General features: G+C 57.0%; 11 protein-coding genes and 2 rRNA genes. 6 read left to right on the top strand and 7 right to left on the bottom strand.

Annotated features, from left to right (window positions below):
- Nucleotides 1-107: 107 nt before the first annotated feature.
- Complete coding sequence (gene tusA, locus E3Z29_RS22150; protein WP_003226616.1) at nucleotides 108-359, bottom strand: sulfurtransferase TusA; 252 nt, start codon at nucleotides 357-359, stop codon at nucleotides 108-110.
- Between the two features lie 178 nt (nucleotides 360-537).
- Nucleotides 538-1,611, bottom strand: coding sequence for a 23S rRNA (cytidine(2498)-2'-O)-methyltransferase RlmM (gene rlmM, locus E3Z29_RS22155; protein WP_134786961.1), 1,074 nt, complete (start codon nucleotides 1,609-1,611; stop codon nucleotides 538-540).
- Nucleotides 1,612-1,833: 222 nt separating this feature from the next.
- On the opposite strand from rlmM, the gene acnA reads away from it, so the two are divergent.
- The gene (gene acnA / locus E3Z29_RS22160) at nucleotides 1,834-4,575 is read left to right on the top strand and encodes an aconitate hydratase AcnA (RefSeq protein WP_134786962.1); all 2,742 of its coding nucleotides are present in this window, start codon (nucleotides 1,834-1,836) and stop codon (nucleotides 4,573-4,575) included.
- Nucleotides 4,576-4,936: 361 nt separating this feature from the next.
- Here the strand turns inward: acnA and E3Z29_RS22165 are convergent, their stop codons facing one another.
- Both E3Z29_RS22165 and E3Z29_RS22170 read right to left on the bottom strand, forming a co-directional pair.
- Nucleotides 4,937-5,755: an aminoglycoside phosphotransferase family protein gene (locus tag E3Z29_RS22165; protein WP_372241227.1), complete on the bottom strand. Its 819-nt coding sequence runs from the start codon at nucleotides 5,753-5,755 to the stop codon at nucleotides 4,937-4,939.
- Nucleotides 5,745-6,236: an SRPBCC family protein gene (locus E3Z29_RS22170; protein WP_134786964.1), complete on the bottom strand. Its 492-nt coding sequence runs from the start codon at nucleotides 6,234-6,236 to the stop codon at nucleotides 5,745-5,747. The genes E3Z29_RS22165 and E3Z29_RS22170 overlap by 11 nt, the downstream gene beginning before the upstream one ends.
- 197 nt (nucleotides 6,237-6,433) lie before the next feature.
- Here E3Z29_RS22170 and E3Z29_RS22175 point away from each other — a divergent pair, with 197 nt between their 5' ends.
- The 5 genes from E3Z29_RS22175 (at nucleotide 6,434) to E3Z29_RS22195 (ending at nucleotide 9,608) form a co-directional block, all read left to right on the top strand.
- Nucleotides 6,434-7,354: an ADP-ribosylglycohydrolase family protein gene (locus E3Z29_RS22175; RefSeq protein ID WP_134786965.1), complete on the top strand. Its 921-nt coding sequence runs from the start codon at nucleotides 6,434-6,436 to the stop codon at nucleotides 7,352-7,354.
- 56 nt (nucleotides 7,355-7,410) lie between these two features.
- The gene (locus E3Z29_RS22180; protein ID WP_134786966.1) at nucleotides 7,411-7,815 is read left to right on the top strand and encodes a lysozyme inhibitor LprI family protein; all 405 of its coding nucleotides are present in this window, start codon (nucleotides 7,411-7,413) and stop codon (nucleotides 7,813-7,815) included.
- A 220-nt stretch (nucleotides 7,816-8,035) separates the two neighbouring features.
- Nucleotides 8,036-8,641: a DUF2975 domain-containing protein gene (locus E3Z29_RS22185; protein ID WP_095140016.1), complete on the top strand. Its 606-nt coding sequence runs from the start codon at nucleotides 8,036-8,038 to the stop codon at nucleotides 8,639-8,641.
- Between the two features lie 9 nt (nucleotides 8,642-8,650).
- Complete coding sequence (locus E3Z29_RS22190; RefSeq protein ID WP_003226632.1) at nucleotides 8,651-8,857, top strand: helix-turn-helix transcriptional regulator; 207 nt, start codon at nucleotides 8,651-8,653, stop codon at nucleotides 8,855-8,857.
- 79 nt (nucleotides 8,858-8,936) lie between these two features.
- The gene (locus E3Z29_RS22195; protein ID WP_134786967.1) at nucleotides 8,937-9,608 is read left to right on the top strand and encodes a hypothetical protein; all 672 of its coding nucleotides are present in this window, start codon (nucleotides 8,937-8,939) and stop codon (nucleotides 9,606-9,608) included.
- A gap of 68 nt (nucleotides 9,609-9,676) precedes the next feature.
- Here E3Z29_RS22195 and mrdA read toward each other — a convergent pair whose 3' ends face one another.
- From mrdA to E3Z29_RS22210, 3 genes are all read right to left on the bottom strand, one after another.
- Entirely contained in the window at nucleotides 9,677-11,569 is a 1,893-nt protein-coding gene (gene mrdA, locus E3Z29_RS22200; RefSeq protein WP_027611428.1) for a penicillin-binding protein 2, read from the bottom strand.
- Between the two features lie 236 nt (nucleotides 11,570-11,805).
- Nucleotides 11,806-11,921: ribosomal RNA gene (gene rrf, locus E3Z29_RS22205) — 5S ribosomal RNA — on the bottom strand.
- Between the two features lie 153 nt (nucleotides 11,922-12,074).
- Nucleotides 12,075-14,965: ribosomal RNA gene (locus E3Z29_RS22210) — 23S ribosomal RNA — on the bottom strand.
- Nucleotides 14,966-14,973: the final 8 nt, after the last annotated feature.

Genomic DNA, 14,973 nt, shown 5'->3' on the forward strand with positions numbered 1-14,973 from the left:
GCGGGCTTGCTCGCGAAAACGGTGTTTCAGTCGACATTTACAGTGACTGACACACCGTTTTCGCGAACAAGCCCGCTCCCACATTGGGTTTTGCGTTTGCCTGAGGGTCAGGCTTGTTTCTTGCGGATCCAGTACAGATAAGTACCGGCCTCTTCGTGTTGCCCCACCAGTTCGTGGTCGAGAAACACGCAGAACTTGGGAATGTCGCGACGGGTCGAGGGATCGGTGGCGATCACCTTCAGTAGACCGCCAGGCACCAGGTCGCGGATGTGCTGATGCAGCATCATCACCGGCTCCGGGCAATTGAGACCGGTGGCGTCGAGGGTGCCGTCGACCGGGGTATCGATCATTTCACTCATGATTCACTCCTGAAACTGGCCGGCATTGTCGCGCATTGCCGGGTGCTCAGTCATCTGTAGCGAGGGGATTTATCCCCGATGGCTTGAGGGGCGGCCGCAAAGACTGGGGATGCGCTACATCCCATCGGGGATAAATCCCCTCACCACAGAGATCATTCCCACAGGGTTTAGTGGTGACTTAGCGGGATTTGGCTTTCTTGATGTCATGCCGACGCAAATGGCAGGTCACTTCCTCGCGGTCGTGATACAGCTGCTTGCAACCAATATCGACCTTGATCCCGCGCGCCTTGAAGCCATCGGCGATGCGTTCGAGCAAGCGCTTCACTTCGGCATAACGCTGCTTCATCGGCAACTTGAGATTGACTACCGCTTCGCGGCAATGGCCCTCGCCGATCCACTCTTCAAGCATCGCCGCGTTACGCGCCGGCTTCTCGACGATGTCGCAGACCATCCAGTCCACCGGCTGCTTGGGCTTGAAGGTGAAGCCGTCGGCCATCAAGTGCTGCACCAGCCCGGTGTCCATCAGACTTTCAGCCATCGGGCCGTTGTCGATGGCGGTCACCAGCATGCCGCGGTTAACCAATTGCCAGGTCCAGCCGCCCGGTGCTGCGCCGAGATCGACGCCGGTCATGTCGCTGTGCAGGCGCTCGTCCCACTGATCACGCGGGATGAAGTGGTGCCAGGCCTCCTCCAACTTCAAGGTCGAACGGCTTGGCGCCTCGCGCGGAAACTTCAGGCGCGGAATGCCCATCGGCCACATCGCCGAGTTGCCGGCGTCGGCCATGCCGAGAAACACTTCGCGACCACTCTTGAAGGTCAGCAGCAGGCGCGGTTTGTTCGCGTCGTCCACCAGTTTGCCGGCGCCGGTCAGTGCCTTGCGCAGCGGGCCTTCGAATTTCTTGCAGAAGTTCGACAGCTCTTTACCGTCGTTGGTGTCGACCACTTCCAGCCACAGGCTGCCGCAGACCGGGAAGTCCGCCATATGCTCAAGGATCACGCTGATACGGTCGGTTTCCGGCAGATTGATGAAAACGCCACGCGCCCATTGCCGCGGGAAAATCAGCTCGGCAAAGCGTTGGCCGCGCATCAGGCGCTCGGCGCCGTCTGCTTCGGTGCAGACAAACTCGGCGTACGCGGTGGCCGGTTTGGCCTTGGCGTAGCCAGCTACGTCGAGTTTGGCGGCGAGGTCGGAAATCTCCGAACAGACTTCGCCTTCGAAGCCTGGCCGGCAATGCATGAATAGGGTGTTCATTCTTACTCCTGGGCAGAGGGCGGACATTCGGCCCCTGCACGCTGCTCAAGCCTTGCGGTGAAGCAAAGCCTGTCACGAAAACCGGCGCATGATAGCCGATGTCGGAACCTTGGACTTGCCCATAGAGTCCAGTTATTAGCCAGCTACTGAAAACAGGGCTACGTTGATAGCTCTGCCCGTCCCCTCCGTCCGTAGCCGTGCGGACTCAAAGGAGTGATCGTAATGCCGTCCCTCGATAGTCTGAAGACCCTTAAAACTCTACAAATCGACGATAAGACCTACCACTATTTCAGCCTGCCCGATGCCGCCAAGAGCCTTGGCAATATCGACCAGCTACCGATGTCGCTGAAAGTCCTGCTGGAAAACCTGCTGCGCTGGGAAGATGAAAAAACTGTCACCGGCGCCGACCTCAAGGCCATCGCTGCCTGGCTCAAGGAGCGCCGCTCCGACCGGGAAATCCAGTACCGCCCGGCCCGGGTATTGATGCAAGACTTTACCGGTGTACCTGCGGTGGTGGATCTCGCCGCGATGCGCGCCGCCATGGCCAAGGCCGGCGGTGATCCGCAGCGAATCAACCCGCTGTCGCCAGTGGATCTGGTGATCGACCACTCGGTGATGGTCGACAAATTCGCCACCCCGAGCGCCTTCGAACAGAACGTCGACATAGAAATGCAGCGCAACGGCGAGCGTTATGCGTTCCTGCGCTGGGGCCAGAGCGCCTTCGATAACTTCAGCGTGGTGCCACCAGGCACCGGGATCTGCCACCAGGTCAACCTCGAATACCTCGGGCGCACGGTGTGGACCAAGGATGAGGACGGCCGCACCTACGCCTTCCCCGACACCCTGGTCGGCACCGACTCCCATACCACCATGATCAACGGCCTTGGCGTACTCGGCTGGGGCGTTGGCGGGATCGAGGCAGAAGCGGCGATGCTCGGCCAACCGGTGTCGATGCTGATTCCGGAAGTGATCGGTTTCAAACTCACCGGCAAACTCAAGGAAGGCATCACCGCCACCGACCTGGTGCTGACCGTCACGCAGATGCTGCGCAAGAAAGGTGTGGTTGGCAAATTCGTCGAATTCTACGGTGACGGTCTCGCCGACCTGCCACTGGCCGACCGCGCGACCATCGCCAACATGGCCCCGGAATACGGCGCGACCTGCGGCTTCTTCCCGGTCGATGAAGTTACCCTCGAATACCTGCGCCTGTCCGGTCGCCCGACCGAAGTGGTGAAACTGGTCGAGGCCTACACCAAGGCTCAGGGCCTGTGGCGCCTGCCCGGTCAGGAACCGGTGTTTACCGACAGCCTGGCGCTGGACATGGGCAGCGTCGAAGCCAGCCTGGCCGGGCCAAAGCGTCCGCAGGATCGGGTCTCGCTGCCGAACGTCGCGCAGGCCTTCAGTGACTTCATGGACCTGCAATTCAAGCCCACCAGCAAAGAAGAAGGCCGCCTGGAAAGCGAGGGCGGCGGTGGCGTGGCCGTGGGTAACGCCGATCTGGTCGGCGAAACCGAGTACGAATACGAAGGCCACACCTATCGCCTGAAAAACGGCGCGGTGGTGATTGCCGCGATCACCTCCTGCACCAACACCTCAAACCCGAGCGTGATGATGGCGGCCGGTCTGCTGGCGAAAAAAGCCGTGGAGAAAGGCCTGACCCGCAAGCCGTGGGTGAAGAGTTCGCTGGCACCCGGCTCGAAAGTGGTCACCGACTACTACAAGGCGGCGGGGCTGACGCAATACCTCGATCAACTGGGCTTTTCGCTGGTCGGTTATGGCTGCACCACGTGCATCGGCAACTCCGGGCCACTGCCGGAACCGATCGAGAAAGCCATTCAGAAAGCCGACCTCACCGTGGCGTCGGTGCTCTCCGGCAACCGCAACTTCGAAGGCCGGGTGCATCCGCTGGTGAAAACCAACTGGCTGGCCTCGCCACCGCTGGTGGTCGCCTACGCCTTGGCCGGCAGCGTGCGCACCGACATCAGCACTGAACCGCTGGGTAACGACCAGCAGGGCAATCCGGTGTACCTGCGCGACATCTGGCCGAGCAGCAAGGAAATCGCCGAGGCGGTGAATCAGGTGAACACCGCGATGTTCCACAAGGAATACGCCGAAGTGTTTGCCGGCGACGAGCATTGGCAAGCGATCCAGGTGCCGCAGGCCGCCACCTATGTGTGGCAGGACGATTCGACCTACATCCAGCATCCACCGTTCTTCGACGACATTTCCGGACCGTTGCCGGTGATCACCGACGTCAAGGGCGCGCGGGTTCTGGCGCTGTTGGGCGATTCGGTAACCACTGACCACATCTCCCCTGCCGGTAACATCAAAGCTGACAGTCCGGCCGGGCGCTATCTGCGCGAAAAAGGCGTGGAGCCGCGGGACTTCAACTCTTATGGCTCACGGCGTGGCAACCACGAAGTGATGATGCGCGGCACATTCGCCAACATCCGCATTCGTAACGAGATGCTCGGCGGCGAAGAAGGTGGCAACACAATCTACATCCCGAGCGGCGAGAAAATGCCGATTTATGATGCCGCCATGCTGTATCAGGCCTCGGGCACGCCGCTGGTGGTGATCGCCGGTCAGGAATACGGTACCGGCTCCAGCCGTGACTGGGCGGCCAAAGGCACCAACCTGCTGGGCGTCAAAGCGGTGATCGCTGAAAGCTTCGAGCGTATCCACCGTTCCAACCTGGTGGGCATGGGCGTGTTGCCGCTGCAGTTCAAGCTCGATCAGAACCGCAAGAGCCTGAACCTCACCGGCAAGGAAACCCTGGATATTCAGGGCCTGACCGGTGTCGAGCTGACCCCGCGCATGAACCTGACGCTGGTGATCACCCGTGAAGACGGGCGCCAGGAGAAAATCGAGGTGCTGTGCCGCATTGATACGTTGAATGAGGTGGAGTACTTCAAGTCCGGCGGGATTCTGCACTACGTGTTGCGGCAGCTGATCGCCTCTTGATTGCTTGATTCCTGTGGTGAGGGGATTCATCCCCGATGGACTGCGCAGCAGGCCCTTTTTTGGGGTCGCTTCGCTACCCATCGGGGATAAATCCTCTCGCTACAGGTGCTCGACACAAGCCTTCAGCGCTTTTGTACAGGCGAAAAAAAACCCGCCGAAGCGGGTTTTTCCCAAGACCATTATCGACTCCCTGTCGGCAGCGATCCTTGCTATGGTCGATCATCCGTGATCCTGAAACACTCCCTGTGTCTCAGTTGATGGGTGTAGATTACGCCGTGGATCCAATCGGCAATAGTCGCAAAAGCTACCACCGCGTGTAAGACATTCGCTATAGAAGCCCTTCCGAAAACCCTTAGCCCTCTCAGTCATCCAGCAGGCAAGCGGCGATTTGCGCGACCTGCAGCTGTTCGGCAGCCTGTTGCTGCGCATCGTCCTCCAGGAACCAGGCGGCCGACAACCCGGCAAATGCCAGCACCCATTGCAGCAAGCGTCGGCGATCAAGCCCGGACGCCTCGACGATCACCTCGACCTGCCGGCGCAATCGCTGTGAATCGCCAGCCGTCGGCAAGTCCGGGTTGCAGATCAGGTTGGCGTAGTCATAACCGCGCTCGCCGCGTACTCGTTTGGGATCAATAGCGAGCCAGCCGTGTGCAGCGAAATCGAGAACATTGTCGTGGTGCATGTCACCGTGCAGCACCACCACGTCCTGCGGATCTGCGAGCAAGGCTTCAGCCGTTTGCAGGCTCAGGGCATAGGTCCCGCCATGTTCGGCCGCGGCCACGCGCAGCGAGGCGAACCACGGTGCCAGCTCCACCAGCGGCGGTGGCGGCGTCGGGCGCGGCGCATGCAAGCGCGATAGTGTCGTGCACATGATCTGCGTGGCTTCGTCGTCTTCACCGTTGAGCGCCATGTGCATCAACGAACGCCGGCCCATAGCCCGTTCCAGCAACAAACCTTCCTCGTGATGGGCCAGCACCCGCGCTGCGCCCTCACCGTCCCACCAAGTCATCAGTCGATTGCCGAATTGCTCGTCGACATCCAGCGCAACCTTGAGCATGGCCGGCGTGTCGCCAAAACGCACCGGCAACAGACGGCTGCCGGGGGTGATGACCGGCTCACCGTCCGGTACCAGCGCCCAGCGTTGCAACCAGGGTTCGAAGATTGCGCAGTCAGTCACCATCACGCTCGCGGGTCTTGGCGCTTTCGGCGAGAAACTGTTCAAGTCGACTCAGCTGTTCTTCCCAGCCACGGCTGTCCATGTAATACGCCTCCTTCTGCCGCACGTCGGGAATGTGCGCGAAGCCGGACTCGGACACTTTGAGCAAAGTGCCGCCCTCGTAATCCTGCAGCTCGAACTTGACCAGCGTCGTCGGCTCCTGTGAATAGTCGATCTTTGGATTGACCGCGTACGGGTGCCAGCGAAACGAAAACAACTGCTGTGGCTCGACCCGCTCGACGAGCACGTTCCACAACAACACGTGTTCATAACCAGGATACGTGACCTGCCCTTGCGTCCATTCCCCGGCAATGAACCGCCTGCCCTCCAGCGCCACACCAAACCACTGGCCAAAAGCCTCGGCATCGACCAATGCGCGCCAGACATAAGAACGCGGCGCCTTCAGCGTGATTTTGCGTTCGAAACTATTGGGTACCGGTTTCATAAGTCACCTCCTGTTTTGAACAGTAGGCTTGTATGACCACATGTCCAACCTGAAGTTGTATCAAAGGGCTGCACCTGTTCAGTCCAAAGGAAACATTCGGCGGCATTTCCGATCGTTGAATGAGTGAATGACTGACGCAACCCTCTCGCTGAACCTGTTACCTTTTCCAGCGAAATGGAAACAAACAAGGACGAAGCATGCAGCCATCTCTATCCGAACGTTATCGCGGCGCTCTGCTCGGTCTCGCTTGCGGCGACGCCGTCGGCACCACGGTGGAGTTCAAGCCACGAGGCTCATTCCAGCCGCTGACGGACATGGTCGGCGGTGGACCCTTTCACTTGAAGCCCGGGCAATGGACGGATGACACCTCGATGGCGCTTTGCCTGGCGGAGAGTCTTCTGAGCAAAAACACATTCGATGCGGCGGACCAGATGGGACGCTATCTGAACTGGTGGCGGTGGGGATATCTGAGCTCGACGGGGGATTGTTTCGATATTGGCATGACCGTCAGTCAGGCACTGTCGCAGTATCAGCAAACCGGTCAGGCCTTTGCCGGGTCAACCGACCCGTTTACCGCCGGCAACGGCTCGCTCATGCGTTTGGCGCCGGTGGTGCTGTTTTTCTTCCCTGACGTCCAGCAGATCCGCAACTTCGCCAGCGACAGTTCGCGGACAACCCACGCGGCCCCTGAAGCCATCGAATGCTGTCAATTGTTTGCCGAACTGATCGCCAACGCGCTGTTCGGTATCTGCAAAAGCGAACTGTGCAGGCTGCCGCGCTCAGCTTTCACTGAGCCTAAAGTTGCCGCGATTGCTCGAGGAGATTATCTGGCCAAATCAGTCAATGATATCCGTGGCAGCGGCTACAGCGTTGAGTCGTTGGAAGCCGCGCTGTGGTGTTTTCATCACACCGACAGTTTTACAGCGGCGATTCTGCAAGCCGCCAACCTCGGCGATGATGCTGACACCACTGCCGCGATCGTCGGTCAATTGGCCGGGGCCTATTATGGCGTTCGGGCGATTCCTGCTCACTGGCTGGAAATACTTCATGACGGCGAGGAGATTGCAGCCACAGCGGATCGCCTGCTCGAAGCCTCCCGACTGCGCGTTCCTGAATAGAAGCACCATAGCCGCTAAACTGCTCTGCACTTTCATCCGACACCGTGAGATTAACCATGCTCCCACGCCTGCTCCTGGCCCTGACACCCGTCCTGTTCACGCCTCTCGCCCACGCCGCCGTCGACTGCGCCAACGCCAGCAATCAGGCCACCATGAACCAGTGCGCCGGGCAGGAATTCAAGGCAGCGGACAAGGAGCTGAACGCGGTGTATCAGCAGATCACTAATCGTTTGAAGGACAACGCCGACAGCAAAAAGCTGCTGGTGAGCGCGCAGCGAGCGTGGATCGGCTTTCGTGATGCCGAATGCAAGTTTTCCGCGTCCGGTGTGGACGGCGGGAGTGTTTATCCATTGATTTACAGCAATTGCCTGACCGAGGTGACAAAGGTGAGGGTCGGGGCGCTGAAGCAGTATTTGAAGTGTCAGGAAGGTGACATGAGTTGCCCGGTGCCAGGGGCCTGATGTTGCAGAGGGTTTCAGTCTTGCCAACAGGTTTGTTGATTCCACACTTGGAGCACCTGTCGCACGCTGGCCAGCCTACCGACTCCCCGCACCCTGCGAGCGACCATGCGGCGCCGGATTAGAAGAGGATGCTCAAGCATCAAAATCAAAAATTAATTATTGTAATTAGATAATTTATCATCGAGAATTCGCTACCAAATTGTAGCAACCAGGAATTTTCATGAGTACTCATATCAACGGATTGGCGCTGCAGCGCATGCATTGGATCGGGCTGCTGGCAGCAATTCTCGTCTGGGTTCTGGGGGTAACGGAGGTCGGCGGCAACGCAACGATCTGGTTCTTCAAAAAGGATGAAATGCTGGCGGGCCTGCTCTATGCCTTTGCTGAGGGCTCGCCGCAATTGCTTGACCCGTTTGTCGAAGGTGCCTTGCTTGATCCCGACACCTGGCTGTCATCAACGGTCACGGCGCTGATCGTCTTTCTGGATTTCCTGCCCGTGGTCCTGTCGGCTTACGCGTTATGGCTGACCGGTTTGTTCTTTTTGCGCTTGTCGCGCGGCGAAACCTGGACCGACCGCAACATCAGGGTCCTCTGGCGAGTAGGCGTGCTCTGCATCGTTTCTCCGGCAACCTACCCGCTAATAGAGACCTTGCAAGGTCTGGCGTTGTCGATAGATCTGCCGCCGGGGGATCGGATTTTCCAGTTCTCGATCGGCATGTCTTCCGCTTCTGCCTACGAGATAATCAAAGGCGTATTACTCTGTATTTTTTCAATTATCATGCGTGATGCAAAAGTACTCAGCGATGAGCAAAGCCAATACATATAGAACAATATAATGACCATTATTGTCCGCCTTGACGTAGTCATGGCCACGCAAAAAATTCGTTCAAAAGAGTTAGCCGCCCTGCTCGGGATCACCGAGGCGAATCTGTCATTGCTCAAAAACGGCAAAGTCAAAGGCGTGAAGATGGCAACTCTGGACAAGCTCTGCGCTGCGCTCGATTGCCAGCCTGGCGATCTGCTGGAATACCAGAAAGACTAAGCCCGCTGGCGGCGGTTTATTTATCGCCCCCTCATCCGTTTAACTTTTATTCAATCCTTAGTTGCAAGGCGTCTTTGTCATGTCCCGTTATTTGTTCTGCGTCCTATTAATGCTGACCGCGTTGCTTGGCGGCTGCGCCACGCAAATAGACGTAGCACTCAACGCAATACCTGATCCGGACTATCCGTTCGATCGAAAGGCAACCGTGCTGGTGACCTCGACCAACAGCGCCGATGAGAACGCACTGAATGCCCGCTACTATCTTCGCGACATGGTCAACGCACTGAAAGACAGAGGCTTTCAGGAGGTTTATACCGACGCCAGCCTGCCCAGGAATCACGCGCCGATCAAAATGACCGTCACTCTCGATATCGGCAGCCGGCAAGTGTCTTATCGCTATACCGCCACCGACTATGGGCAAGTTCCAACCAGCACTACGACCGTGTGCAAGAACGCCAAGAAGAAAGATGACCGACTGACCTGTACCAGTAAGCCCAATACGACCTATGGCCCGGTGGGAACGTCAGAGCGTATCGGCTACACCACCCTCAGTACCTTCACTGTCACCGCCCGGGATGAGGGGAGTAAGCGCACGGTGTATCTGCTGCGGGCGTCGTCTTATAACGAGGACTGTCAGGCCGCCAAGGTCGAAGCGTTTCTGGTCGAGCAGGGCCTGCAGAATTTGAACTTCCAGGATCGCATGCAACGCAACTACAGCGTCACGATGCCCGAGGGTTACAGCTGCAAGTAGTCAGTTGCCCAAACGTGAGAGCTTCACAGCTCAGCCAGCGTGAGGCGGTGCTGTGAAGCTGACTCGGGTTAGACGTGGGGATCACCCGGCGGCTTGGCCGGCGCCGCGTATTGCGGCTTGAGGTGGCCGTCCTGGTCCAGCAACCAGGCGTCCATGATCTGCCGCACCACAGGGCCGGCCACTCGACCACCGGCCTCACCGTTTTCGATCATCACCGAGATGGCGATCTTCGGGTGCTCCGCCGGAGCGAAACCAACGAACAAGGCGTTGTCGCGATGACGTTCGAGGGTTTTCTCCCGGTTGTAGCGCTCGCCTTGCTTGATCGCTACCACTTGTGCGGTACCACTCTTACCGGCAATGCGATACTGCGCACCTGCCGCTGCGGCGCGCGCGATACCCCGGGCATCGTGCATCACCATCTGCATCCCGTGGTTGACCTGATCCCAGTCACGCGGGTTTTTAAGCAGGATATTCGGCATCGGATGCTCGTCGACCGGCGCCACACCATCGACCGTCTTCGCCAAGTGCGGACGATTCCATACGCCCTTGTTGGCAATCAGTGCGGTAGCCTGAGCCAGTTGTAGCGGCGTAACCTGCATGTAACCCTGGCCGATACCCAGGATCACCGTTTCCCCCGGGAACCAGGCCTGACGGCGCGTGGCACGCTTCCAGGCCTGAGACGGCATCAAACCGGGTGACTCTTCGAACATGTCCAGCGAGACCTTTTCGCCAAGGCCGAACATCGCCATGTAGTCGTGCAGGCGATCGATGCCGAGCTTGTGTGCCAGATCGTAGAAGTAGGTGTCGTTGGAGCGCATGATTGCCGCGTCCATGTCCACCCAGCCATCGCCACTGTGGTTCCAGTTGCGGTACTTGTGATCGAAATCCGGGAGTTGGTAGTAGCCTGGGTCAAAGACGCGGGTCTGCGGCGTCACGACACCGGCATCGAGGCCGGCGATTGCCACTTCCGGCTTGATGGTCGAGCCCGGCGCATAGAGGCCGCGCAACACACGGTTGAACAGCGGGCGGTCGATGGAATCGCGTAGCGCCGAGTATTCCTTGGAGCTGATGCCAGTGACGAACAGGTTCGGGTCGAAACTCGGATTGCTGACCATGGCCAGCACTTCACCGGTGGACGGGTCGAGAGCCACCACCGAGCCACGACGGTCGCCCAGTGCGGCTTCCGCAGCCTCCTGCAGTTTGACGTCGAGACTTAGAACGATGTTTTTGCCAGGGACCGGATCGGTGTGCTTGAGCACCCGTAGCACCCGGCCTTGGGCGTTGGTCTCAACCTCTTCATATCCGACGTGGCCATGCAGCTGCGCTTCATAGAAACGTTCAATGCCGGTTTTACCGATGGATTGTGTGCCGCGGTACTCTACCGAATCGAGGGTCTTGGATTCTTTTTCATTGATCCGGCCAACGTAGCCAATCGAATGCGCGAAATGCGCCCCCAACGGGTAATGCCGAACGAACTGCGGCTCGACATCAAGGCCCGGCAGACGGAACTCGTTAACCGCCAACACGGCGATTTGTTCCTCCGTCAGCTCGTAGAACAGTGTCACCGGGGTGAATGGGTGACGGGACTGCTTCATGGCCTTATCGAAAATCGTACGATCTTCGGCGGGTAAATGCAGCAGATTAATTACCTCGTCCAGCTCCTGATTAACATCAGTGGCGCGTTCGCGGGTAATGATCAGGTTGTAACTGGGACGGTTATCAGCGAGCAGCACACCATTGCGATCGTAGATCAGGCCTCTTGTCGGCGGAATCGGCAAGACGTGCACGCGGTTGTTTTCAGAGATGGTCGAGTGGTAGTCGTATTCAACCACTTGCAGGATGTACAGGCGTACCACCAGCGCGCAACTGATGGCAAAGACGAACAGAGCGCAGGCGATCAACCGCTTGTTGACCAGACGCGTCTCTTTTTCGTGATCCTTGATCGGGATGGGTTCAGGCATTTCTACAGCAACTCTTTGACATAAATTGAGTGCCGATCCGTGGGCATGACATCAGTCCGTTAAAAAACGAGCTGCACCATACCAAAAACCGAGTGGTCACTTCAGAAGGATTTTCCCTAATGGCAGTCCCGGCGACGGTTGGAACTCTCGTGCCGTCTGACTCTGACAAGAGAAGCACTTTCCTGCGGGCAAAACAAAACCCCAACTGCTTTCGCAATTGGGGTTTCGGAATTTAATCTTGACGATGACCTACTCTCACATGGGGAAACCCCACACTACCATCGGCGATGCATCGTTTCACTTCTGAGTTCGGGATGGGATCAGGTGGTTCCAACGCTCTATGGTCGTCAAGAAATTCGGGTACTGACTCGTGACCGGCTGGCCTCGCTTCAGCAAATCGGGTATGTGATACAGGTGTTTGTGAGCATCGCGAACTTTCGGTTCATTGCGTCTTCACACACCGCAATCTGGTCTCTTTCGAGCATGCAGATTGCTTGGGTGTTATATGGTCAAGCCTCACGGGCAATTAGTATTGGTTAGCTCAACGCCTCACAGCGCTTACACACCCAACCTATCAACGTCGTAGTCTTCGACGGCCCTTCAGGGAACTCAAGGTTCCAGTGAGATCTCATCTTGAGGCAAGTTTCCCGCTTAGATGCTTTCAGCGGTTATCTTTCCCGAACATAGCTACCCGGCAATGCCACTGGCGTGACAACCGGAACACCAGAGGTTCGTCCACTCCGGTCCTCTCGTACTAGGAGCAGCCCCTCTCAAATCTCAAACGTCCACGGCAGATAGGGACCGAACTGTCTCACGACGTTCTAAACCCAGCTCGCGTACCACTTTAAATGGCGAACAGCCATACCCTTGGGACCGGCTTCAGCCCCAGGATGTGATGAGCCGACATCGAGGTGCCAAACACCGCCGTCGATATGAACTCTTGGGCGGTATCAGCCTGTTATCCCCGGAGTACCTTTTATCCGTTGAGCGATGGCCCTTCCATACAGAACCACCGGATCACTAAGACCTACTTTCGTACCTGCTCGACGTGTCTGTCTCGCAGTCAAGCGCGCTTTTGCCTTTATACTCTACGACCGATTTCCGACCGGTCTGAGCGCACCTTCGTACTCCTCCGTTACTCTTTAGGAGGAGACCGCCCCAGTCAAACTACCCACCATACACTGTCCTCGATCCGGATAACGGACCTGAGTTAGAACCTCAAAGTTGCCAGGGTGGTATTTCAAGGATGGCTCCACGCGAACTGGCGTCCACGCTTCAAAGCCTCCCACCTATCCTACACAAGCAAATTCAAAGTCCAGTGCAAAGCTATAGTAAAGGTTCACGGGGTCTTTCCGTCTAGCCGCGGATACACTGCATCTTCACAGCGATTTCAATTTCACTGAGTCTCGGGTGGAGACAGCGCCGCCATCGTTACGCCATTCGTGCAGGTCGGAACTTACCCGACAAGGAATTTCGCTACCTTAGGACCGTTATAGTTACGGCCGCCGTTTACCGGGGCTTCGATCAAGAGCTTCGCGTTAGCTAACCCCATCAATTAACCTTCCGGCACCGGGCAGGCGTCACACCCTATACGTCCACTTTCGTGTTTGCAGAGTGCTGTGTTTTAATAAACAGTCGCAGCGGCCTGGTATCTTCGACCGGCATGAGCTTACGGAGCAAGTCCTTCACCCTCACCGGCGCACCTTCTCCCGAAGTTACGGTGCCATTTTGCCTAGTTCCTTCACCCGAGTTCTCTCAAGCGCCTTGGTATTCTCTACCCAACCACCTGTGTCGGTTTGGGGTACGGTTCCTGGTTATCTGAAGCTTAGAAGCTTTTCTTGGAAGCATGGCATCAACCACTTCGTCACCTAAAAGGTAACTCGTCATCAGCTCTCGGCCTTAAGATCCCGGATTTACCTAAGATCTCAGCCTACCACCTTAAACTTGGACAACCAACGCCAAGCTGGCCTAGCCTTCTCCGTCCCTCCATCGCAATAACCAGAAGTACAGGAATATTAACCTGTTTTCCATCGACTACGCTTTTCAGCCTCGCCTTAGGGACCGACTAACCCTGCGTCGATTAACGTTGCGCAGGAAACCTTGGTCTTTCGGCGTGGGTGTTTTTCACACCCATTGTCGTTACTCATGTCAGCATTCGCACTTCTGATACCTCCAGCAAGCTTCTCAACTCACCTTCACAGGCTTACAGAACGCTCCTCTACCGCATCACTTGCGTGATACCCGTAGCTTCGGTGTATGGTTTGAGCCCCGTTACATCTTCCGCGCAGGCCGACTCGACTAGTGAGCTATTACGCTTTCTTTAAAGGGTGGCTGCTTCTAAGCCAACCTCCTAGCTGTCTAAGCCTTCCCACATCGTTTCCCACTTAACCATAACTTTGGGACCTTAGCTGACGGTCTGGGTTGTTTCCCTTTTCACGACGGACGTTAGCACCCGCCGTGTGTCTCCCATGCTCGGCACTTGTAGGTATTCGGAGTTTGCATCGGTTTGGTAAGTCGGGATGACCCCCTAGCCGAAACAGTGCTCTACCCCCTACAGTGATACATGAGGCGCTACCTAAATAGCTTTCGAGGAGAACCAGCTATCTCCGAGCTTGATTAGCCTTTCACTCCGATCCACAGGTCATCCGCTAACTTTTCAACGGTAGTCGGTTCGGTCCTCCAGTCAGTGTTACCTAACCTTCAACCTGCCCATGGATAGATCGCCCGGTTTCGGGTCTATTCCCAGCGACTAGACGCCCTATTAAGACTCGCTTTCGCTACGCCTCCCCTATTCGGTTAAGCTCGCCACTGAAAATAAGTCGCTGACCCATTATACAAAAGGTACGCAGTCACCCAACAAAGTGGGCTCCCACTGCTTGTACGCATACGGTTTCAGGATCTATTTCACTCCCCTCTCCGGGGTTCTTTTCGCCTTTCCCTCACGGTACTAGTTCACTATCGGTCAGTCAGTAGTATTTAGCCTTGGAGGATGGTCCCCCCATATTCAGACAAAGTTTCTCGTGCTCCGTCCTACTCGATTTCATGACTAAGAGACTTTCGCGTACAGGGCTATCACCCACTATGGCCGCACTTTCCAGAGCGTTCCGCTAATCTCAAAGCCACTTAAGGGCTAGTCCCCGTTCGCTCGCCACTACTAAGGGAATCTCGGTTGATTTCTTTTCCTCAGGGTACTTAGATGTTTCAGTTCCCCTGGTTCGCCTCTTGCACCTATGTATTCAGTACAAGATAACCATCTTATGATGGCTGGGTTCCCCCATTCAGACATCTCCGGATCAAAGTCTGTTTGCCGACTCCCCGAAGCTTTTCGCAGGCTACCACGTCTTTCATCGCCTCTGACTGCCAAGGCATCCACCGTATGCGCTTCTTCACTTGACCATATAACC

This window comes from Pseudomonas sp. S150, from assembly GCF_004526365.1.
GTDB lineage: Bacteria > Pseudomonadota > Gammaproteobacteria > Pseudomonadales > Pseudomonadaceae > Aquipseudomonas > Aquipseudomonas putida_A.

What these genes read in the sequence shown, in the direction of transcription:
- tusA (WP_003226616.1), bottom strand. Translation starts at nt 359, where the DNA reads ATGAGTGAAATGATCGATACCCCGGTCGACGGCACCCTCGACGCCACC.
- rlmM (WP_134786961.1), bottom strand. Translation starts at nt 1,611, where the DNA reads ATGAACACCCTATTCATGCATTGCCGGCCAGGCTTCGAAGGCGAAGTC.
- acnA (WP_134786962.1), top strand. Translation starts at nt 1,834, where the DNA reads ATGCCGTCCCTCGATAGTCTGAAGACCCTTAAAACTCTACAAATCGAC.
- E3Z29_RS22165 (WP_372241227.1), bottom strand. Translation starts at nt 5,755, where the DNA reads ATGGTGACTGACTGCGCAATCTTCGAACCCTGGTTGCAACGCTGGGCG.
- E3Z29_RS22170 (WP_134786964.1), bottom strand. Translation starts at nt 6,236, where the DNA reads ATGAAACCGGTACCCAATAGTTTCGAACGCAAAATCACGCTGAAGGCG.
- E3Z29_RS22175 (WP_134786965.1), top strand. Translation starts at nt 6,434, where the DNA reads ATGCAGCCATCTCTATCCGAACGTTATCGCGGCGCTCTGCTCGGTCTC.
- E3Z29_RS22180 (WP_134786966.1), top strand. Translation starts at nt 7,411, where the DNA reads ATGCTCCCACGCCTGCTCCTGGCCCTGACACCCGTCCTGTTCACGCCT.
- E3Z29_RS22185 (WP_095140016.1), top strand. Translation starts at nt 8,036, where the DNA reads ATGAGTACTCATATCAACGGATTGGCGCTGCAGCGCATGCATTGGATC.
- E3Z29_RS22190 (WP_003226632.1), top strand. Translation starts at nt 8,651, where the DNA reads ATGACCATTATTGTCCGCCTTGACGTAGTCATGGCCACGCAAAAAATT.
- E3Z29_RS22195 (WP_134786967.1), top strand. Translation starts at nt 8,937, where the DNA reads ATGTCCCGTTATTTGTTCTGCGTCCTATTAATGCTGACCGCGTTGCTT.
- mrdA (WP_027611428.1), bottom strand. Translation starts at nt 11,569, where the DNA reads ATGCCTGAACCCATCCCGATCAAGGATCACGAAAAAGAGACGCGTCTG.